At 37.4% G+C, this 21146-nt stretch carries 21 protein-coding genes; 2 read left to right on the plus strand and 19 right to left on the minus strand.

All coding sequences use genetic code 11. From position 1 onward, the window contains the following. Positions 1–9: 9 nt before the first annotated feature. The 8 genes from dinG to dapB form a co-directional block, all read right to left on the minus strand. Positions 10–2784: an ATP-dependent DNA helicase DinG gene (gene dinG / locus ACKVQX_RS00475; protein WP_068454355.1), complete on the minus strand. Its 2775-nt coding sequence runs from the start codon at positions 2782–2784 to the stop codon at positions 10–12. 181 nt (positions 2785–2965) lie between these two features. Beyond that, complete coding sequence (panC, locus tag ACKVQX_RS00480; RefSeq protein WP_068454357.1) at positions 2966–3796, minus strand: pantoate--beta-alanine ligase; 831 nt, start codon at positions 3794–3796, stop codon at positions 2966–2968. Continuing rightward, positions 3793–4632: a 3-methyl-2-oxobutanoate hydroxymethyltransferase gene (gene panB, locus ACKVQX_RS00485; protein WP_068454359.1), complete on the minus strand. Its 840-nt coding sequence runs from the start codon at positions 4630–4632 to the stop codon at positions 3793–3795. Before panB ends, panC begins: the two co-directional genes overlap by 4 nt. Positions 4633–4676: 44 nt before the next feature. Beyond that, a complete protein-coding gene (locus tag ACKVQX_RS00490) occupies positions 4677–5663 on the minus strand; it encodes a biotin--[acetyl-CoA-carboxylase] ligase (protein ID WP_068454361.1) in 987 nt (328 codons plus the stop codon). Beyond that, on the minus strand, positions 5647–6816 hold the full coding sequence (locus tag ACKVQX_RS00495) for a CCA tRNA nucleotidyltransferase (protein WP_409136026.1): 1170 nt from the start codon (positions 6814–6816) through the stop codon (positions 5647–5649). Before ACKVQX_RS00495 ends, ACKVQX_RS00490 begins: the two co-directional genes overlap by 17 nt. Further along, a complete protein-coding gene (bshA, locus tag ACKVQX_RS00500; protein WP_121177514.1) occupies positions 6816–7955 on the minus strand; it encodes an N-acetyl-alpha-D-glucosaminyl L-malate synthase BshA in 1140 nt (379 codons plus the stop codon). Before bshA ends, ACKVQX_RS00495 begins: the two co-directional genes overlap by 1 nt. A 19-nt stretch (positions 7956–7974) precedes the next feature. Continuing rightward, complete coding sequence (gene mgsA / locus ACKVQX_RS00505) at positions 7975–8382, minus strand: methylglyoxal synthase (protein WP_068454369.1); 408 nt, start codon at positions 8380–8382, stop codon at positions 7975–7977. A 12-nt stretch (positions 8383–8394) separates the two neighbouring features. Next, positions 8395–9189: a 4-hydroxy-tetrahydrodipicolinate reductase gene (dapB, locus tag ACKVQX_RS00510; protein ID WP_409135919.1), complete on the minus strand. Its 795-nt coding sequence runs from the start codon at positions 9187–9189 to the stop codon at positions 8395–8397. A 202-nt stretch (positions 9190–9391) separates the two neighbouring features. Between dapB and ACKVQX_RS00515 the strand changes: the two genes are divergently transcribed. After that, a complete protein-coding gene (locus ACKVQX_RS00515; protein WP_068454375.1) occupies positions 9392–10261 on the plus strand; it encodes a YitT family protein in 870 nt (289 codons plus the stop codon). A 64-nt stretch (positions 10262–10325) separates the two neighbouring features. Here the strand turns inward: ACKVQX_RS00515 and ACKVQX_RS00520 are convergent, their stop codons facing one another. Then, positions 10326–10685: a helix-turn-helix domain-containing protein gene (locus ACKVQX_RS00520; RefSeq protein WP_068454378.1), complete on the minus strand. Its 360-nt coding sequence runs from the start codon at positions 10683–10685 to the stop codon at positions 10326–10328. A gap of 135 nt (positions 10686–10820) precedes the next feature. Between ACKVQX_RS00520 and ACKVQX_RS00525 the strand changes: the two genes are divergently transcribed. Next, positions 10821–11450 (plus strand): nitroreductase family protein, encoded by a 630-nt coding sequence (locus ACKVQX_RS00525; RefSeq protein ID WP_068454381.1) that lies wholly within the window; start codon positions 10821–10823, stop codon positions 11448–11450. A gap of 165 nt (positions 11451–11615) precedes the next feature. Here the strand turns inward: ACKVQX_RS00525 and ACKVQX_RS00530 are convergent, their stop codons facing one another. The 10 genes from ACKVQX_RS00530 to aroB form a co-directional block, all read right to left on the minus strand. Continuing rightward, positions 11616–12323 (minus strand): C40 family peptidase, encoded by a 708-nt coding sequence (locus tag ACKVQX_RS00530; RefSeq protein ID WP_087680099.1) that lies wholly within the window; start codon positions 12321–12323, stop codon positions 11616–11618. Positions 12324–12664: 341 nt separating this feature from the next. After that, positions 12665–13345 carry a zinc metallopeptidase gene (locus ACKVQX_RS00535; protein ID WP_087680177.1) on the minus strand — a complete coding sequence of 227 codons (681 nt, stop codon included), beginning with the start codon at positions 13343–13345 and terminating at the stop codon, positions 12665–12667. A 50-nt stretch (positions 13346–13395) separates the two neighbouring features. Then, positions 13396–14001, minus strand: a complete 606-nt coding sequence (locus tag ACKVQX_RS00540; RefSeq protein WP_068454386.1) for a DUF1405 domain-containing protein — start codon at positions 13999–14001, stop codon at positions 13396–13398. A 120-nt stretch (positions 14002–14121) separates the two neighbouring features. Continuing rightward, complete coding sequence (locus ACKVQX_RS00545) at positions 14122–14661, minus strand: ReoY family proteolytic degradation factor (protein ID WP_068454388.1); 540 nt, start codon at positions 14659–14661, stop codon at positions 14122–14124. A 57-nt stretch (positions 14662–14718) separates the two neighbouring features. After that, positions 14719–15975, minus strand: coding sequence for a tetratricopeptide repeat protein (locus ACKVQX_RS00550; protein ID WP_068454391.1), 1257 nt, complete (start codon positions 15973–15975; stop codon positions 14719–14721). Between the two features lie 192 nt (positions 15976–16167). Beyond that, the gene (gene aroA / locus ACKVQX_RS00555; RefSeq protein WP_409135920.1) at positions 16168–17454 is read right to left on the minus strand and encodes a 3-phosphoshikimate 1-carboxyvinyltransferase; all 1287 of its coding nucleotides are present in this window, start codon (positions 17452–17454) and stop codon (positions 16168–16170) included. A 13-nt stretch (positions 17455–17467) separates the two neighbouring features. Then, the gene (locus ACKVQX_RS00560) at positions 17468–18568 is read right to left on the minus strand and encodes a prephenate dehydrogenase (protein WP_409135921.1); all 1101 of its coding nucleotides are present in this window, start codon (positions 18566–18568) and stop codon (positions 17468–17470) included. Then, positions 18565–19665, minus strand: coding sequence for a histidinol-phosphate transaminase (hisC, locus tag ACKVQX_RS00565; protein ID WP_409135922.1), 1101 nt, complete (start codon positions 19663–19665; stop codon positions 18565–18567). Before hisC ends, ACKVQX_RS00560 begins: the two co-directional genes overlap by 4 nt. 30 nt (positions 19666–19695) lie before the next feature. Beyond that, a complete protein-coding gene (aroH, locus tag ACKVQX_RS00570) occupies positions 19696–20058 on the minus strand; it encodes a chorismate mutase (RefSeq protein ID WP_409135923.1) in 363 nt (120 codons plus the stop codon). Positions 20059–20070: 12 nt separating this feature from the next. After that, positions 20071–21144: a 3-dehydroquinate synthase gene (aroB, locus tag ACKVQX_RS00575; RefSeq protein WP_068454407.1), complete on the minus strand. Its 1074-nt coding sequence runs from the start codon at positions 21142–21144 to the stop codon at positions 20071–20073. Between the last annotated feature and the right edge of the window lie 2 nt (positions 21145–21146).

A 21146-nucleotide genomic window follows, 5' to 3' on the forward strand; every position in this document is an offset into this window, starting at 1 on the left:
TGTTTTTGCTTATTTATTATACCAATCTTCTAAATCGAAGACTAGTTCACTTAGTGATACATGGCGAACTTCCACATTTGGTAATGCACGTAAAAAATCGGGTCCATATGATTTCGTTTCGATTCGACGATCTAATACGATGAATGCACCTTTATCTTGAGAGGATCGAATTAATCGTCCGAAACCTTGCTTAAAACGTAGGATTGCTTCGGGTAGGGATAGTTTATAAAAGGCATTTAAACCTTGCTGTTGCATTTTATCTGCTTTTGCTTTAAAGAGTGGTTCTTCTGGCGCTGAGAATGGTAAACGAACGACAATGACAGCTGATAATGCGTCTCCTGGTACGTCGACACCTTCCCAAAAGCTATTTGTTCCAAATAAAACCGAGCGCTCAAAACGCTGGAACATCTTTAATAAACGCATACGACTCCCTGTTGAGATACCCTGTGCAAAAATCATGTAATCCTCTAATGCACCAATTTCTTGAATTAAATCGACGGTTTTACGTAGCATATCTTGCGATGTGAAAAGAACGAAACAACGTCCTTCCGTAGCAAGTACAGCTTGTGTCACTGCTTCTGCTACTGCCTCAATATAAGCAGATTGTGGCACTTGTTGAATATCTGGCATATCGTCCACAATATACATGTTAGCACCTTTATAATAATGTGCTGGTGCTTGGAATTGATAAAGAGCTACTTCTCTTGATAATCCTAGCTGATCCGCAATAAAGCGTGGATTTCCTGGTACAGTTAGTGTACCGGATGCCCAAATAATTCCGTCTCTTCCTCTAAATTGATCAAATGCTTGCGTAATATGGTCGGCAATTTGAATCGGACGGTCGTAAATTTGAATGCTATTTGGCAAACTTCTACGATCTGCTTCAATCCAAGACGTTCGATTTTGCTCATGTACATTGAAAATCGCGCGCCATTGTTCAAGTAATTGTTGTAAATCACGTAACCAATATTCCCAATCTGTCAGCCATACACGTTTAGAAGGTTCTAAATCATCTTGGTAACTTTTAAAAATACGCGTAACCTCATGCGCTAACTGTAACCACTGTTCAATCATATGACCGACTTCTTCTAATAAAGGTTGCTTCAATGTGAGTGTATTTAAAAGAATTGTCTTTTTTTGTGATCCACCATGAGACGCAGATAAATTCATACGACTTACGAGATGATTCATCGCATGCTCGAAAACATCAATCATGTCAAAGAATTGATTTTCAAGCTTGGATAAATAGCGAAGTGGCACACGATCTGCTTGTTGTAGTAAACGATAAAATGCATGGTGTAGCGCACGATCTTCAAAATGACCAATCTGACCAAAGCAATATTTAAAACGACGATATGCAAATACTTTTTCTTCTCGCATTGTCGCTGCTTGAATCATCTGATGTCCTTCATCCAAGATAAATCCGCCGACTTGCTGCACAATTGGTGTTTCACGTTCTAAATCAGCCAATAACATCGCATGATTTGTAATAATTAGTTCAGCTTCTTCACATGATTTCATCGCTTCCAAATAAAAATCAAATGCATTTTGTTGCTTTGTTTCTGCAGTTGTACTTGTACGACGAATTCGGTCGAGTACAGTACGTCCTCCACCCGAAACATTCACTTCATTCAAATCACCTGTTGAAGAGATAGCGAGCCAAACGAGTACTTGCATTTTCACAAAATTCTCATCATAACTATCTTCTGTAATCACAAGCGATTCAATAAAACGGTCGAGATCAATATAATGTTCCATACCTTTTAAAACAGCAATTCGAACATCACAACCCAATAATTCTTTCGCTTTTGGTAGTTCCTCTTGAATGAGTTGGTCGAGTAAATGAGATGTATACGTACTAATAACAACTGGTTGTTTTTGCTGCTTTGCAAAAACAATACTTGGAATCAAATATGCTAATGTCTTACCAATACCCGTAGATGCTTCTGTTAAAATTTCGGTACGATGTTGTAGGCTATTCCACACCGTATCCATCATATTAAATTGACCTTCTCTCACCTCAAAGTGTGTCATCACTTTTGAGAAAAGTTGTGTCTTTGCTTCTGTACTTGCTGGATAAATTACAGGCTCCGCATCAATTTTTTGTTGTTGAGGTTGTAAAATCGGAACCCCACGATATAAGAAATGGTGCTGTAATTGAGAAGATTTCGTTCTTTTTATTTGGAGTGCCTCAAAAAATAAATGTGCTAAACCTGATTTCAATTTAAACGAACGCGTATGTAGATGCTGAATCGTTTCAAGCGGCAAAGACATTAACTGTTCAAAACACTTCTTCAATAATCGCGCTGTTGCCATCGCATCATCATCTGCGCGATGTGCGTTCTCTAAACCAATATTTAATTCAAGAGCAATTTCTGAAAGTTTATAACTATAAGCCGTTGGATAGAGTATTTTTGCCAACTCTACTGTATCCATACTTTTACCAAACCATTTTGGTAAACCACAGCGCTTAAATTCTTCTTGTAAAAATGGTAAATCGAAGTCGATATTGTGTGCGACAAACACACAATCCTGGAGCATGTCATATACTTCATGGGCAATCGCTTCAAAAGGTTGTGCATGCTTAACATCTTCTTCTTTTATATGCGTTAAATCTTGAATGAAATGCGGTATTTTTCGTTTAGGATTGACGAAAGAGGTATAGGTCTTTTCAATTTGCCAATCTCTCATAAATACAATAGCGATTTGGATAATACGATCGCCTTGCTTTGATGAATGCCCAGTCGTTTCTAAATCAACAACTGCATACATTTGACTCTCCATGTTCTTCACGTCTTTCAAATCATTTTATTATAGACATCTTTCAATAGTACGTCCTTTATTTCATACAGACGATTTTATCATACTTAAGATAGCTGTGGGTAAGTAGAACCTTTATTTTCTATTGCGAACTTCATAGAAAAAGGCTCTCACATTCATTTGCGAGAACCCTTTGTCTATTCTGTTAGTCAAATAATTCATTATCAATCAAACGGACATTTGAAAAGCGAATCGCTGCCATTAAAATTTTTCGTTCATCAGCTTTAGGAGCTCGTTGCAAATCTGGGTAGGCAAGATATTCAAGATACTCTACTTTTGCAGAAGTTTCTTCGATTTTTTTACGTGCTTGCTCTAAGACAATCGCTGCTTCTTCACCGTCTTGTAAGCGTGCCTTTGCAAGTGTTAGTGCTTGCGATAAGACAACCGCTTCTTGACGTTCTTCTGGCGTTAAAAAAACATTACGTGAGCTTTTAGCTAGCCCATCTTCTTCACGTACAATTGGAACAGGTACAATTTCGAGCGGGAAGTAATAATCACGTACGAGCGTTTCAATCAATGCGAGTTGTTGCGCATCTTTTTGACCAAAATAGGCACGTGTCGGTTGAACGAGCATGAATAATTTTGAAACAATTTGTAGAACACCATTAAAGTGACCTGGTCGACTTGCACCACATAAAATACGTGAAGCAGGACCTGCATCATATGTAATGCCGCCATGACTTCCATAAATTTCTTCGACGGAAGGCGCAAAGATAAAATCTACTTGCCAATCTTCACACTTCTTAACGTCTCCATCTAAATCACGTGGATAGCGATCGAAATCTTCATTTGGACCAAATTGCGTAGGGTTTACAAAAATACTTACGACTACGACATCATTTTCTTGTCGCGCTTGTTGAATCAACGTAGCATGCCCTTCATGCAAAGCCCCCATCGTTGGTACTAATCCAATGGAATGAATTGCAAAAGGTTGAAGTACTTCTTTTAGTTCCGCTACGGTTTCAATAATTTTCATCCTTTTTTGCCTCCATATAATGAAATCGATTGGTTTTCTTTCAAATGAAAACTTTGCTCATCACTTGGAAAAACACCTGTTTTTACTGCTTTTTTATACTTGGCAATACCTAGCTCAATTTCAGCACCGACATCTGCAAATTGTTGTACAAATTTAGGAATATGATGGTGCCCATAATGTAGTGCATCATGGAATACGAGCACTTGACCATCCGCTTCATTTCCTGCACCGATTCCAATCGTCGGTACATGTAGCTGCTGATTAATTTCAAACATCATTTGCTTCGGAATACATTCAAACACAATCGCACAGACACCTATTTCTTCGAGCGCTTTTGCATCACGCAAAATTTTTTTTGCATCTTCTTGTGTTTTCCCCTGTACTTTATAACCACCCAATACAGCTGCTTGTTGTGGTTGCAGCCCTAAATGTCCTACAACTGGAATCCCTGCTTCAATCATTAACTGAATCGTTGGCAGTAGATTCCCTGCACCCTCGACTTTTAATGCGTTCGCACCTGTTTCTTGGAAAACACGTACAGCTACTTTTAATGCCTCGTACGGATCGCCATGATAGCTACCAAATGGTAAATCAACAACCATAAATGTATCTTTAGCACCTCGGCGAACTGCTTTACCATGATGAATCATATCTTCTACTGTCACTTGAACAGTCGAGTCATATCCTAAAACAACCATTCCTAAAGAATCACCTACTAAAATCATATCGACTTCTTGCTCTTCGGCTAATTTAGCCGATGGATAGTCGTAGGCTGTAATCATCACAATCTTGTCCTGTTTTTCTTTCATTTTTGGAAAATCTGCAACGCTTTTCATTGTTACCCTCCTAAATGTGTTGAACGATGACACTGTAACTTACATTAATCTTTTTTTAATTCAATATCAGCTGAATACACACTTTTCGTTTCACCGTCTGGTAATTGTACTTTTAATACACCATCATTCGTAATTGCAACAGCCTTACCATAGAAGACTTCTGTCAATGTTGTTACTTTAATCGTTTGACCAATGGTACAAGAATAGCTTTCCCATTCTTTTTTAATTGGTAGGAACCCTTCTTTAACGTATTGATTCGAATAATACTCTAAATAATATAAAATACGTGCAATTAATACAGCACGGTCGATTTCTCGTCCTGTTTGTAATTTTAAAGAAGTCGCAATACCATGAATTTCTTCTGGGAAATCATCCATTGTGTGGTTGACATTAATACCAATACCCATGATTAATGCATTCACACGGTCAGGGTCTGCCTGTAACTCCGTTAAAATCCCTGTAATTTTAAAACCATCGATTAATAAATCATTCGGCCACTTAATTTGAGGACGAATACCTGCTACATCTTCAATCCCTTTTGCGATTGCTACAGCAGCTACTAATGTAAATTGTGGTGCCTCATAAGGTGGCACATCTGGACGTAAAATGACACTCATCCAAATTCCTTTTCCTTTTTGAGATTGCCACGGTCTTTGCATACGTCCACGACCGAGTGTTTGTTCCTCACAGATGACAACGGTTCCTGCTTTAGCGCCTTCCTGTGCCAACTGATGTGCTACTGGCTGTGTAGAAGGAAGTGTTTCTTCAAAAATAATCGTTTCACCAAACGTAGTTGTTTCAAGTGCCGCTTTAATTTTTGCTGGATCGATGCTATTCGGTTGCGACGTCAAAATATAACCTTTTTTTCGAATGGTCTCAAACGTATAACCCTCTTCTTCTAATTGTTTAATGTACTTCCAAATGGCTGTACGCGATAAACCGAAATCATCTGCAAGTTGTTGACCTGAAACAGGAGATGGAGTGGACTGTTGTAATTTTTTTAGAATTTTATATTTATACGAACCATTCATTTTGCAACCATTCCTTTATTGTTTGTTCATTATTTTCTAACTGACCGTTCACAACACGCTTCACAATCTCATCTAATACTTCACGTAACCATGGGCCGCCTTTTTGATTCGTCCAGGTCATGAGATGTTTTCCTGTAACAGCAATCTCCTGTACATGTTGAATCGGTAAATCTTGCTTTTCTTTTACTAATTCTGGATAACTTATAACTTTTGTTACATTTTGCAACGCAAGAAGCTCATATGCACATTTCCAATACTTCAAATCATATTGAAAAAGCTCAAACTTAGTTGGTTGATGCTGAAGCAAAATATCGTAGCAAGCTTTCGCTTGCTTCACAAATGACTTTTCATCATTTGAGCAACGATACTGTTGAAGTAAAGTCAAGTCATTCGTTAAAATGCACCAATATGTCCAGCCCCATTTTGCATCTTTCGCAGCATAGTTCTGCCATTTAGTATATGCTTCAAAAGCACCCGGAATCGCTTCGCCAAGATTATATTCTTGCATATAATACATCGCTTTTTCCGGTGCACGACTCACAAAAATCTTATCCCATTCAGCTTTCACACGTTCAATAGCAATCTCACCTAAATAATGCGACGTTTTTTGCATAGCGATAAGTGTCTCTTGTTCCAATGTAAATCCTAATTGAGCTACAAAGCGTACACCTCGAATAATGCGTAATGCATCTTCTGAAAAACGTGCATACGGTTCGCCCACTGCACGAATAATTTGCTGTTGTAAATCTTCTTGACCTCGGTATAAGTCTACTAACTCTCCAGAACGTCTAAGTGCCATTGCATTAATCGTAAAATCACGTCTTTTTAAATCTTCTGCTAATGAACGAACGAATGTTACTTCATCTGGTCGACGACGGTCTGTATAAGTTCCTTCTGTACGAAACGTCGTTACCTCAATAGGTTCTTCAAAATCTAACACAAGAATCGTACCATGGGCAATTCCTACATCTACTGTTTTTTTAAATAATGCCTTTACTTCAAGCGGCATTGCACTCGTTGCTACATCTACATCATTCGCTGGTTTATCTAATAAATAATCCCTTACAGCACCGCCTACAATAACCGCTTCATGACCATGCTGTTCTAATGTTTCCATGACGTCATGTGCCGACTGCCATGCAGGATGCTTCATCACTTTTGAACCACCTTTTCATATAGCGCTTCATACTGCTCAACAATTTTTTCCGAGTGGAATCGATCTTGTACACTTTGAATTGCTCGTTTTCTAAACAACTGTAATTTTTCATCATCTAATAATAAACTAATCGCATGGTGAGCAGCTTGATCTGTATCACCTAATTCAACAATATAGCCATTTTTTTCATGACAGATGACTTCTGGAATTCCACCAATGCGTGTACCGATTCCTGGAACACCACAAGCCATTGCTTCTAATAACACTAGTCCAAACGCTTCTTTTTCAGACATAAGTAGTTTTAAGTCAGCCATTGCATATAGCTCTGCTAAATTCTCTTGCTTCCCTAAAAATAAAATATCTTCACTATATGGTGTTTGCTTTGCGAGTTGCATCGCCTCATGTTTTTCAGGGCCATCACCAATTAATAATAGTTTGGATTTTACATATTTACGTGTTTTGATGAATGTATCAATCACATCTGGCACGTGCTTCACCTTACGGAAATTCGATACATGCACCATCACTTTTTCATCTGGCTCAATACCAAATGCTTCACGTAATTCACGTCCGTCTCGTTGATAATATTCTCGTTCATCCACAAAATTATAAACCGTTTCAATCGTTTGATTCGGCTGAATTAATTCCATTGTTTGATCTTTTAAAGATGTCGATACAGCTGTCACAACATCCGATTTTTCAATACCATAACGAATTGCCGTTGTTAGTAGTGCATCGTCACCTAGAACTGTAATATCCGTTCCATGAAGTGTGGTCACAATTCCTACACGCTTCCCTGCTTGTCCCGCCATATCGCGTCCAAGAACTGCACAAACAGCATGTGGAATCGCATAATGTACATGTAATACATCTAACTGCTCTTCACGAATAACATCTGCCATACGACTTGCTAGTGCAATGTCATAGGGTGGATATTGAAAAACAGAGTAATTATTAACCTCTACTTCATGGAAAAAAATATTCGGATACACTTTATTTAAACGAAAAGGCATGCTTGACGTAATAAAATGAATTTCATGACCACGTTCTGCAAGCATCTTCCCTAACTCCGTGGCCATAACGCCTGATCCACCTACTGTTGGATAGCATGTAATCCCGATTTTCAACTTTTTCATAATGAGCACATCACTTTCTTTATTTAGAACGTCTTTCCGCTAATAATCGGAAATCAATAAAACCATGTTCTAATCCTTTTAATAGCACTTCTGCTGTCCCCATGTTTGTCGCAAGTGGTACATGATATACATCACTTAAACGCATCAAAGCTGAAATATCTGGTTCATGTGGTTGGGCTGTAAGTGGATCGCGGAAAAAAATGACCATATCCATATCATTATTCGCAATCATTGCGCCGATTTGTTGATCTCCGCCGAGTGGCCCCGAACGAAAACGCGTAACAGATAAGGAAGTAGCATCGATAATACGTTGCCCTGTTGTACCCGTTGCGAATAATTCATGCTGTTCTAAAATGGGCTTATATGCGATTGCAAACTCTACCATATCTTCTTTCTTTTGATCGTGTGCAATTAATGCGATTTTCATGTCAATCTCTCCTTACAAAATATTTTCTAAACCATATACAAGATGATCTAATGTCATCACTTTTTCAACACATAACTTTACACCTGACATAAATGATGCGCGATTATATGAATCATGACGAATTGTTAGCATTTGACCCTCGCCACCAAATAATACTTCTTGATGCGCTACAAGACCCGGTAAACGAACACTATGAATGCGCATACCATCAAAATCTGCACCACGAGCTCCTGGAATCGTCTCTTTTTCGTCTAGATGTCCTTGCTTATGTGAAGGACGATTCTCTTGAATCAGTTGCGCTGTTTTAATCGCTGTACCTGATGGTGCATCTAATTTTTGATCATGGTGTAATTCAATAATCTCAACATCTGGCATATACTGAGCTGCCATCGCTGCAAATTTCATCATCAATACAGCACCTACTGCGAAGTTTGGTGCAATAATAGCTCCAATTCCATGCTGTTTTGCATAATCCGTTAACTCTTGTAATTGCTCATCTGTAAATCCAGTCGTACCAATTACAGGTCGTACACCATGCTTTAAAGCTAATTTTGTATGTTCATAAACAGCTTCTGGTGTTGTTAAATCAATTATTACATCTGGTTTTACTTCATTAAATAATGTCTGTAAATCCATAAATACGGGTACATCATATGTATCTGGAAATTGTGGATATTGTTGTAGATTTTCTGCAATTTCTTTATGATCGAGTACCCCTACTAATTGAAAATCTTCTCTGCTTATAACGGTATGTACCGCTTCTTGTCCCATACGTCCTCTTGGTCCTGCTATTGCTACTGTAATCATGTGTGTCATTCCTCCCCTATTTTGTAACCCCTATATTATCTTTTTATTGTAAAAACAGTTAAAATACATGATAATGTAAATCTATCCATCCATTTATTGTTTGAATTGATTTCATCACTATTACACATTATACAATATGCGAAAAAAATAGTAAGACAGAAAACTTCATTTTCGCATATTTCATTCGATTGGAGGTCTTTTTTTGGGTTTAGTTAAAGTGAAAAATACGCTGTTTATTTTACTTGGTGCAGCGATTTTTAGTTTTGGTCTTGTGAATTTCACATTAGAAAATAAGCTAGGTGAAGGTGGTTTTACAGGGATTACATTGATTCTTTATTTCCTCTTTAAATGGGACCCTGCACTAATGAACTTAGTATTGAACATTCCCATGTTCTTTATCGGCTGGAAAATTCTTGGTAAACGTGCATTCGCTTATACGATTATTGGTACAGTGAGTGTATCTGTCTTCATTAAAGTATTCCAAATCGTCAATGTTCATATCCCACTAAATGACGATTTATTACTTGCTGCTCTATTTGCTGGTGTATTTTTAGGTGGAGGGCTTGGCATCATCTTCCGCTTCGGAGGTACAACAGGTGGTTCTGATATCATTGCACGTCTTGCGGATAAATATTTCGGTTGGCCGATGGGTAAGACGATGTTCTTACTTGATGCACTCGTTATTGCGATTTCTGCATTAACATTCTTAGATATTCGTACAACCATGTACACATTAGTAGCTGTTTTCATTGCGGCACGCGTAATTGACTTTGTACAAGAGGGGATGTATGCAGCACGTGGTGCGCTTATTATCTCAGACCATTATGAAGAAGTGGCTTCAAAAATTACAACACAGATGGAACGTGGCGTAACGTATTTAGAAGGTGAAGGTTTTTATACGAAAGAGCAACGTAAAATTGTATATTGTGTCGTATCTAAAAACGAATTATTCAAATTAAAAAGTCTCGTCAATTCGGTTGACCCCTATGCATTTGTCTCCATATCCGAAGTGCATGAAGTGTCTGGAATGGGCTTCACATTAGATGACGAGCGCAATCCACTTCATCATTAAAAACAAAAAGAGAACTCTTGCTACTATAGCGGAGTTCTCTTTTTTTTGTGCGTAATGAATGAGACTATATGTTAGGTGATGTCGGTTCTTTACACTGATTTGTTTTTTGGCATGTATGAACCCACTTCTGAATCGAGTGAATCACTTCTTTAAAAGCTTGACCATTTTCGGTTAAACGGTATTTTGTTTTTTTAACAGAATCATTAATATATTCTTTTTCAATCATATCGGCATCGATTAATTCGTTTAAACGTTGTGTTAATAAACGATCCGAAATGCCTTCGATTCGCGCATGAATTTCATTGTAGCGTAATGGACCATCAACTAAACTATATAAAATTGCCCCAATCCATTTCTTACCGATAAATTCAATTGCTTGATGATAATTTTGACAAACTTGCTCTGAATAGATAGGCTGTGTCATATCGAATCGCTCCTTTACATTTATTATTGTACCACAAATGAAATAATGATTGACATAAAAACTAACTTAAAGTAAGATGTTTTATATACCCATTAACTTACTTTAAGTTAGTTAAATATAGGAGGAATTTTTATTATGTCAACAACAACAAAATCAGCTGTAATTGAAAACATGTATGCACGTAAATCGATTCGTAAATACGATTCTGAATATAAATTAACAAAAGAAGAAATTTCAGAGCTATTAACAGATGCAATGACTGCACCTTCTTCTTCAAACCAACAACCTTGGCGCTTCATCGTTATTACAGATGAACAAAAGAAAAAAGAATTACGTACAATGGCATTCAATCAAGAACAAGTTGAAACAGCTCCAGCAATCATCGCGGTTTTAGGTGATACTGACTTCCATAAAAATGCACGTAAAATTCACCAACTAAGTGTAGATGCTGGCGTTATGGATCCAGAAGTGGCTGAAAAACTAACAGAAAATGCTGAAACACTTTACAGCGGTATTCCTGTAGCTGCGCGTCATTCAGTAGCTATGTACGATGCTGGATTAGTGTCAATGCAACTTTTATTAGCTGCAAAAGATCGTGGACTAGATACAGTTGTAATGGGTGGATTCAATAAAGATGAATTTGCAAAATCATATAACTTACCAGAAAATGAATTCCCAATCGTTCTAATCGCAATTGGTAAAGGAACAGGCCCAGCACGTGGTACTTCTCGTTTATCTGTTGAAGATGTAGTACGCTTTGTATAATCATTAAATTAAGAGACTGTAGTGCTATTTTAGACACTACAGCCTTTTTATATACCATACAAAAAGACTTGATTCACATGAAAGCGAATCAAGTCTTTTTTATTGAAACTCCTTACTTATATGAAAATAGTTTCTCACATATGTAATTCATCTATTTAATTTAAATTAACGTGTTGTACCGTAGCTTACTACACGTTGATTCCAGTAACCGCTTAATGATTGGAACTTCACACTATTACCAGCTGCGTGTAATACTTGATTGTTACCTGCGTAAATTCCTACATGTGATACATATGAACCACCTGGAGTTGCTGAGAAGAAGATTAAATCCCCTACTTTTGGCGAACTTACACGTTTAACAGAAGCTTTTTGTGCTCTACTTGTACGTGGTAATGATTTCATACCTGCTTGTTTATATACATAAGATGTGAAACCAGAGCAGTCAAATCCACCTGGACGTGATCCACCCCATACATATGGTGTACCTACATATTTACGACCTGCATTAATAATCGCATTACCAGAAGCTGCAGATGCTTTTTTCACTGTTTTCTTTGCTTTTTTTGAAGAAAGATATTTACCTGACACCCAGCCTACTTTACCATTGTATTTTACTTTATACCAAGTACCTGAAACAGTTTTACGTTGGTATGCATATACTTTTTTACCTTTTGGAATAGTTAGAACGCGTTTTGCTTTTGTAGTAGGGCCTGTACGCATGTTTAATGCGGCTTTTGTATAGTAATTTTTAGAAACTTTTGTTGTTTTTGATGAAGCTGCAGATGCTTGTTGTTCAGTAGCTACCCCTGTAAAACCTACTGTTAAAGCTAATGCACCTGTTAAGATTGATGTCAGTAATTTATGTTTCTTCATGAATTTATGAACACTCCCACGTTTTTAATTTGATTGATTTATATGTCGTTTGTTATATGTCATTTGTTATTATGTACGAACTTTTTTAACTGAGACTAACTTTACACGAGTTAGCTTACAGTCTAGCGTCAACTAAGTTACAGATATATTACAAATTATTACGAGCTTGACTTATATTTAGCAGAATCTTATTAAATCAACGATTCAGCATTTATTTCTTAACGCTTCTTTCTTGTAAAATAATTTCATTCTCTTATTTTTCTTCTTTTTTTTAAAAAAATGACATAAAAAAACACCTCGTATGTTACGTCAATGTAACAATACAAGGTGTTTTTGTGTTACTAATCTTCGCGATTCCCCATACCTGTATAAATTAATACAAGTCGTGCAAGTTCCATGACCGCTGTCGCTGCTGCTGCAACATATGTTAATGCTGCTGCTGTTAATACTTTTTTCGCTTTTGGATATTCTTCATTGTTAATGATGCCCAATTGATCAATTTGGCGCATCGCACGCTTAGAAGCATCAAACTCAACTGGTAATGTTACTACTTGGAAAAGTACACCAATTGCTAATAAGATAATACCTACTAACATTAATGGTTTAAATGTTGCAATCATACCAATCATAATGAAAATCCATGAAGCGTTTGATGAAATATTCGCTGCTGGAACTAATTTTGAGCGCCATGTTAAGAATGAATATGCTTCCGCATCTTGAATAGCGTGGCCACATTCATGGGCTGCAACTGCTGTACCTGCAATCGATGTTTCATAGAAGTTATGCGTTGATAAACGCACTACTTTTGTAGATGGATCATAATGATCTGACAAAAAACCATCGACTGGCTCAACTTTTACATTTCCTAATCCATTTTGGTCTAAAATTTTACGAGCAACTTCGGCACCCGTCATTCCTGATGTTGAATATTCTTGTGAATAGCGTGTATATGTTTTCTTTACTTTACGTTGTGCATACAGTGGTAATAACATCAAAACAGCAAAGTAGATGATATACATCATAATTGACAATCTAACCATCCTCCTAGTTCGTTCATAGTTTTATTTTAAGGTCAAACAAAATTTGGGGCAACTGAAAACCTCTTTTTCATTGCAAAGATTGCAATGATTAGACACACAATTGACAACCAAAATGTAAAGTATCCAATTCCTGTCATATATTGATTTAACATATGGTACCAAGGCATTTGGTTAAAGACATAGTCAATCACGACATCATGTAATGTCCAAATTGCTGTGATGATGATATGAACACTTTTAAAGTCATACATCGGCATATAAAGCAAGCCTTGGACAGCCATTAAACCATGACTAACTACAAGCATCCAACCAGCAAACCCGAGTGACCCTAACTCGTTTAAGACCATTAAATTCATGACCACAGCCCATACACCGTATTTTACAAGCGTCACGAGTGCTAACGCTTCAAATAAACGCCAATGTTTTTTTAACAACCAACCAATAATCGCAATTGAAAAGAATAATGTAGCTGTTGGACTATCTGGTATAAATATTAAAAAGATTAGCTTTGCTTCAGCCAACTGATCTCCGTACCAAATGTATCCATAAATAGAACCTAATAGATTGACGATTAATAACATGATTAAAAATGTTTTTGATATTAAAATCGTCCATAATCTCGCCCATATGTAGCGCATGAAATCCCCCCACCTCTATCTCTATCCATTATATAGTAGAAGTTTTTAAATGGTCTACTATCGTTTCTTTTTCTCAGAAAAAGGGCTTTGATTTGCGAAAATCAAAGCCCTTTTTTCTATTTACTGTAATTGGTTCAACTGATCCGACAATTGTAAAAAACGTTCTTTATCGCGATTATCAATTGCTTCATCAATTTGTTGTAATAACATTTTCTTTTGGAAATTTTTCATGCTTACATCGAGTAATTTTTCAGCAACTTCACGATCACCGTAATTCGATTGTAAATACTTCGGAATATACGGATTCTCTTCTAAAACAGCTAAGTAAGCCGGATTAGGTGGTATTTTAGGGAAGTTTAGCTGAATGTACATATCTTCTTCCGAATTCAATCTTAAATCATGAAATGACTTTTCTGCATCAGCCGTCATTAAATTTCCTTTATAAAAACGGAATGGGATTCCAGATGAATCGATTGTCGACATGACCATTGCTCTTGGACAAAAATGCGCTTCTTCTACGAAATGAATTCTTTCTAATAAGTCATCATGCCCTACAATATAATTAAGAATCCAAACACATTCTCTTCGTTTCATATCGTAACGCTTTAAGAACCATTTAATAAATGCCTTTTTCTCTACATTTGTCACAGATGCCTTCATAAATACCCCTCCTTTAGTAAGTAATTCTTTCCAATCACTTGCTGAACCGGGTGTAACTTAAGCGTCAAAGCTTGCTTGTAAATCAATCCATTGCGGCTCTTCAGGTTGTAAGTCACGTAAAAGTGCTACAATCTGTAAGGCTTCTTGTCTTTTCCCGTCCTCGATTAAGAAATAAACATATTTCTCTAAGAAGTCTACATCTTCTTTATAATCTTCGAATGCTTGACGGTAATGTGTGTAAGCTTCTTCATACATTTCTAAACGATCGTAGGCAAGCGCCGCAAAAATTGAAAGTGCTGTCCATTCAAAGTCGTCTTTCGATAGACCTTCAATGAGTTCAACAACTTCTTCATCGCGCTCTTCCGATGATAGGATTGATACGAGTGTATGCACTGCTTCCATATATTCTGGGTCAAGTGCAATCGCTTGACGAAGAAATGCTTCTGCTTCCTCTGGCAATTTATTTTTGATTGCCATTTTACCAGCAAACAAGAATAATTCCTTGTCATACTCATCTCGTTTAATACCCTCTTTAATTACTTCTAAAGCTTTGACATTGTCTTCCATCATGGCATAACTTTGCGCCAATAATAGATAACCGGCAAAGTAATCTGGATCTAACGCACGTAAATCTTCACCATAACGTGCTGCCGCTTCGTACATCTCTAATTGAAAAGCACTATAAGCCGCACCAAATAATAAATCAGGCGATGTACTCTCTTTTAATGCCTCTAAATAATAATGGTAGGCATCTTCAAAAGCTGCACCCGTACGATGAACTTCTGCAATACGTTCAACTAGACGAACGCCTGCAATTTCTTTTTGATTTTTATATAAATTCTCATATAAACGAGCCGCTTCACTTAGACGTCCCATCTCCATTAATAACTCTGCTTTTGCAAACTGAAGAAGTGGTTCATCTGGTAATAACTCAAGCGCTTCATTCATATGTTTTTCTGCTACTTCATATAAACCTTGCATTTGATAATAATCAGCAAGCGCCAATAATACTTGTGGATATTCTTCTGCATCTTGTGGAATCGATAAGAATAAGTCCAATGCTTCATCTTCTTGATTAGTTTCCATCAATAACGAGGCACGATCAACCTTAATTTGATTTTCTTCTGGGAATAAAAATTGTAGATGCTCTAACACACTTGCTGCTTCATGAATAAAACCTAAATTCATCAAGTAACCAGCAACTTCATATTGCATATCTGGATCGACATGTAACTTGAATTCTTCCATTAGTGCATGAATTTGATTAAGGTCACCTTGCTCCATTGCTTCAACCATTTGTTGTTGGATTGTCATCTGTCATCCACCTATTTCTAAATTATTTTCATCTTTATGCTACATGAGGAAAGTAGGATATACAAGGAAAAACGCTTGAAATATCGAAGAAAATTACAGGTAAAATATGACTGATTCCCTTCTTATTTCTCTGTTTAAAATAAAAACAAACTATCCTGATAAAAACTGCATCATGATAGCTTGTTTTATGAACTATTTCATTAGACTGTCTAAATCTTCAAAGAATGTTGGGTAAGATACCGCAATACAATCAGCATCATCTAATGTCACAGCACCTTCTGTAATGAGTGATGCGATGGCATTCATCATACCCATGCGGTGATCGCCATATGTCTTTAATGCCGCACCATGTAACTGTGTAGGACCTTCAATAATCATGCCGTCTTCTGTTGCTGTAATATTCGCCCCTAGCTTTGATAATTCCGCAACAACTGCATCTAAACGATTCGTCTCTTTCACTTTTAATTCCTCTGCATCACGAATAATCGTTGTTCCTTCAGCTTGTGTCGCAAGTAAAGCAATAATTGGAATTTCATCAATTAGTCGCGGAATTAAATCCCCACCAATGGTCGTACCCTTTAACTCTGATGTACGAATAATGACACGACCTGCTGGCTCAGCATGCTCATGGTCATACGGTTGAATTTCTAGATTTGCACCCATTGCTTCTAACACTTCGCTGATACCTGTACGCGTCTTATTAAGGCCTACATTTTCAAGAGTAATTTCACTACCCTTTGTAATGGCACCTGCTACAAGGAAAAAGGCAGCTGAAGAAATATCGCCCGGTACAGCGACATGACTCGCTGTTAATTTTTGTCCACCTGCTAACGAAATCACACCATCTGTTGTATCAATATTTACACCGAATTGACGTAGCATTAATTCCGTATGGTCACGTGTTGCTTCTTTTTCGCGAACAATTGTTGTTCCTTCTGCATTTAGACCTGCTAATAACACTGCAGATTTAACTTGCGCACTCGCTACAGGCAATGTGTAATCAATCGCTTGTAATGTCGTACCTTTCACTGCGATTGGTGTAAATTGTCCATCTTCTCGTCCTGTAATATGTGCACCCATTTCGCGTAAAGGATTAATGACACGCTTCATTGGACGTTTGGCAATCGATTCGTCACCAGATAATACTGCGTGTACGTGTGAACCAGCGAGTAAACCAAGTAATAGACGTGTCGTTGTGCCAGAGTTCCCCATGTACAAAATATCCATCGGCTCTTGGAATGCGTCCATACCTTCACTTTCAATCGTCACATCTGTACCTTGTTGTTCAATTTTAACACCCATTTGTTTAAAGGCTTCAATTGTACGAAGACAATCTTCGCCTGGTAAAAAACCTGTAACTGTTGTTTTACCTTTTGCCATACTTCCGAACATAATGGAACGGTGTGAAATGGATTTATCGCCTGGAACCGTAATCGTTCCTTTTAATGATTGCCCTTGTAATTGAACGATTTTTTGCATCGTCATCTCTCCTTTACGAAATATAAAATTCATATGGACTACGTGTACGAATGCATTCTGCTGCTCGCTTACGATCTCCACTTGATTGGAAACTTACAACTAAAATACCGAAAACGTCTTCCCTTGTCTCGACAATTCGAATATTTGTAATACTGATTTTTTCTTCTGCAAAATAACCTGTAATTTCAGCGATACTACCAGGATAATCTGGTACATCAATATATAAATCATATGTTGTAAATAAGGCACCTGATGTATCAGGTAATGCATCACGAAATTGTTTTGCTTCTTCAAAAAATTGATAAATGTCTTGTTCGGTACCTTTTTCTAAAATCGATTGCACACGTGACATCTCTTGTTGCCATTTTGCTAATTGGTCTTGTATTTGCGCGCGATTTTGCACCGTAATATCTTGCCACATTGTTGGATTGGAACTAGCAATACGTGTAATATCTCTAAATCCACCTGCTGCCAATCGTTTCGTGAATGGATGCTCTGCATTTTCATTTGCTAGTTGATGCACAAGTGACGCTGCCACAATATGCGGGAAATGACTAACAACCGACGTCATATGATCATGTTCTTCAGCAGGAACAACCATGAGTTTGGCATTTGTTAGTTTTAAAATTCCTTCTAAAGCTTTCACTTGTTCTTCCTTTGTACTTCCCAAAGGTGTCAACATATAATATGCATTTTCAAATAAAATTGGTTTAGCTGCTAGAACACCACTTTTATGTGAACCTGCCATTGGATGCCCACCAATGAACGTAATACCTTTTTCAGCTAAATGTTGCGCTTCTTCCATAATGATAGCTTTTGTACTTCCTGTATCTGTCACAATTGTATGTGATGGTACAGTCCATGTTTGAAGTTCTTTCATCCATTGAAGTGTTGCATTCACAGGTGTTGCAAAAATGACAAAGTCGGCTTCTTTTACGGCTTCTTTCGGATGTGTTGCTGCTTTATGAATAACGCCTAATACTTTCGCACTTTGAAGTGTATCGGCATTTGCATCATAACCGATAATTTCATGTTCTGGAGAGCGTTGTAAAGCAAGCGCAATCGAACCGCCAATTAAGCCTAAGCCTACGATGAGAATTCGCTTTTTATTCAAGCGAATACCCCATGTTTTTGTAACACTTCTTCTAGCTGTGCGAGTAAGCCTTCATTTTGTTCTTTTGTACCAATTGTCACACGAATATAGTTTGGAACACCCAGTGGATTACCACTACGAATAATATAACCTCGTGACATTAACTCTTGGAATACGACATCACTATCCATCTTCACTTCAAATAAGATGAAGTTTGTATCGGTTGGGTAATAATCTAATTGGTGTTTTTCACAAAATGCAATATATTGTTTTTTACCGGCTTCATTGATTTCACGACATAACTCAATATATGCTTGATCCGCTATTGCTACCGGAACAATCGCCTGACTTAATACCGTATTATTAAATGGACCACGCACAGGATCAAGTCGCGCAATCAATTCTTTATTGGCAATACCGTAGCCTACACGGAAAGCTGCTAAACCGTATGCTTTTGAGAACGTACGCATAATGATTAAGTTGTCGTATTGTTTTAATAATGGTAGTGAATCTGTGCAATTTGGATTTGTTACATATTCAAAGTATGCTTCATCTAAAACGACAAGTACATCTTTCGGTACTTTTTTCAGGAATGCTTGTAGTGGTGCATCTTCAATGACCACACCTGTTGGATTGTTCGGGCTACATACCCATATAACTGCTGTATTTTCGTCAATTGCATCAAGCATCGCATCTAAATCATGTGTGCGATTCTTCAATGGAATTTCACGAATTTCCGCACCTTCAATCAGTGCATTTAATTTATATTGTGAGAATGTTGGTGTTGCCATAACTGTATTTACACCTGGTTGAAGTAACGCGCGTGTCACGATACTAATCAGTTCATCTGAGCCGTTACCAAAAATTAATTCGTCACCGTTTACACCTAAATGTTTTGCAACTGCTTCACGCATCGCTGTACCATAACCGTCTGGATATAATGCAAAGTTATGCACTGCATTCTCTAAATAAGCCGTTACTTTTGGTGAGCATCCTAATGGATTTTCATTCGATGCTAATTTTACAATCTCCGATAACCCGAATTCTTTCTTCACTGCTTCAATTGATTTTCCAGGTTGATATGCTTTCAACCCTTTTACTGATTCTTTCCACTTCATCGTTAAGTCGCCTCTTTCTTCCTCATCTCATTATTTTACTAAGTCTGGTCTTAATTTCACTGCCTCATTCAAATAGACATGGGTAATTTCTTTCTGTGCTTTTTGCGTTTCTACATTCACAAGTAGACGGATACAAAGTGGTAACGCACCCGCGACATTCATTTCGTGCATACACATAACCGGAACATAATCCCATCCCTCATACGTGCGTACAGCTTTTGCTGGAAAAGCAGATGTAATATCTGGCGTCGTTGTTGCAATAACGGATGATACATCTTCTGCTTTTACTTCATTGCGCTCAATGATTTCTTTTAATAATCTCGTTGTTTCAATCTCTACTTGTACAGCATCATTTACTGTAATCGTTGTTGCACCTCGAATACCTCGAATCATATGGGACACCTCCTAAACAATTGTTCGTAGTAGTGTATCGATTTCGCGACACTCTTCTACTGTTACTTTTTGAACAAACGGCTTACCAATTTCATCTAATAGAACGAATTGTAAAATACCGTACTCTGCTTTTTTATCTGTCATTAAGTATGGTAATAACGTATCAAACGTAAAATCATGTACTGGTTTGAATGTATAGCCATTCTTTTGAGCGAAAGCTAAGAACTCTAACGTATTCGCACGATTTAGTTGACCATACTTTTCACTTAACAATAAGGCATAGACCATACCAATCATAATCGCCTCACCATGTGCTAACTTTCCAAATCCAGAAGCAGCTTCAATTGCATGACCATACGTATGACCGAAGTTTAAGTATTTACGTACGGAATGTTCTTGTTCATCTTGTGAAACAATGTCTGCCTTTACTGTAATTCCACGCTCTAAATAGTGCGCTAATTGCTCTTCTGATAAACGCTGAATATCTTGCGTTAAAAATTCTTCATACCACTGTTCATCCGAGATGAGGGCATGTTTAATCGCTTCTGCCATACCTGAACGTACTTCTTTTTCAGGTAATGAAGCTAAAAATGCAATATCATATAAAACAGCTTCTGGTTGATAAAACGCACCAATCATATTTTTACCTAGTGGATGATTGATGGCTGTTTTTCCACCTACAGCTGAGTCATGCGCCAAAATAGTTGTTGGAATTTGAACAAATGGGATACCACGCATAAAAGTAGCTGCTACAAAACCAGTTAAATCGCCTACTGCTCCACCACCGAATGCAAAAAGCATTGATTTACGTGTGCATTTTTGTTCTAAAAGGAATGTTTGCGCTGCGTAATAACTGTCAAATGTCTTGCATGCTTCACCTGCAGCTAAAATATGCAACTTGAATGGATGTGGAAAAGCTTTTGAAAAATGTTCTCCATGAAGCGCCCAAACGTGTTCATCTGTAAATACAACCAATTGATCGGCTGTTTCGATTTTGCTAGCAAGTGATGTAATAGCTTCTGTTAAATGATGTGAACCAATCACGACTTCATAGGCGTGAGATGGTGTTTGTACGGGAATACGCATCA

This window comes from Kurthia sp. ISK08 (assembly GCF_046159805.1).
Classification (GTDB): domain Bacteria; phylum Bacillota; class Bacilli; order Bacillales_A; family Planococcaceae; genus Kurthia; species Kurthia gibsonii.

Bases quoted from the DNA above. Each gene is read 5' to 3' on its own strand.
- ACKVQX_RS00525 (WP_068454381.1), top strand. From the start codon at position 10,821: ATGTCAACAACAACAAAATCAGCTGTAATTGAAAACATGTATGCACGT.
- panC (WP_068454357.1), bottom strand. From the start codon at position 3,796: ATGAAAATTATTGAAACCGTAGCGGAACTAAAAGAAGTACTTCAACCT.
- ACKVQX_RS00530 (WP_087680099.1), bottom strand. From the start codon at position 12,323: ATGAAGAAACATAAATTACTGACATCAATCTTAACAGGTGCATTAGCT.
- mgsA (WP_068454369.1), bottom strand. From the start codon at position 8,382: ATGAAAATCGCATTAATTGCACACGATCAAAAGAAAGAAGATATGGTA.
- dapB (WP_409135919.1), bottom strand. From the start codon at position 9,189: ATGATTACAGTAGCAATAGCAGGACCAAGAGGACGTATGGGACAAGAA.
- aroA (WP_409135920.1), bottom strand. From the start codon at position 17,454: ATGCAAAAAATCGTTCAATTACAAGGGCAATCATTAAAAGGAACGATT.
- ACKVQX_RS00550 (WP_068454391.1), bottom strand. From the start codon at position 15,975: ATGACAATCCAACAACAAATGGTTGAAGCAATGGAGCAAGGTGACCTT.
- hisC (WP_409135922.1), bottom strand. From the start codon at position 19,665: ATGAAGTGGAAAGAATCAGTAAAAGGGTTGAAAGCATATCAACCTGGA.
- ACKVQX_RS00495 (WP_409136026.1), bottom strand. From the start codon at position 6,816: ATGAAGCATCCTGCATGGCAGTCGGCACATGACGTCATGGAAACATTA.
- bshA (WP_121177514.1), bottom strand. From the start codon at position 7,955: ATGAAAAAGTTGAAAATCGGGATTACATGCTATCCAACAGTAGGTGGA.
- panB (WP_068454359.1), bottom strand. From the start codon at position 4,632: ATGAAAAGCGTTGCAGATTTTCCAAAAATGAAAGAAAAACAGGACAAG.
- ACKVQX_RS00520 (WP_068454378.1), bottom strand. From the start codon at position 10,685: ATGACACAGCCTATCTATTCAGAGCAAGTTTGTCAAAATTATCATCAA.
- aroB (WP_068454407.1), bottom strand. From the start codon at position 21,144: ATGCGTATTCCCGTACAAACACCATCTCACGCCTATGAAGTCGTGATT.
- ACKVQX_RS00545 (WP_068454388.1), bottom strand. From the start codon at position 14,661: ATGAAGGCATCTGTGACAAATGTAGAGAAAAAGGCATTTATTAAATGG.
- dinG (WP_068454355.1), bottom strand. From the start codon at position 2,784: ATGGAGAGTCAAATGTATGCAGTTGTTGATTTAGAAACGACTGGGCAT.
- ACKVQX_RS00540 (WP_068454386.1), bottom strand. From the start codon at position 14,001: ATGCGCTACATATGGGCGAGATTATGGACGATTTTAATATCAAAAACA.
- ACKVQX_RS00535 (WP_087680177.1), bottom strand. From the start codon at position 13,345: ATGATGTATATCATCTACTTTGCTGTTTTGATGTTATTACCACTGTAT.
- ACKVQX_RS00490 (WP_068454361.1), bottom strand. From the start codon at position 5,663: ATGAATGGTTCGTATAAATATAAAATTCTAAAAAAATTACAACAGTCC.
- aroH (WP_409135923.1), bottom strand. From the start codon at position 20,058: ATGATTCGAGGTATTCGAGGTGCAACAACGATTACAGTAAATGATGCT.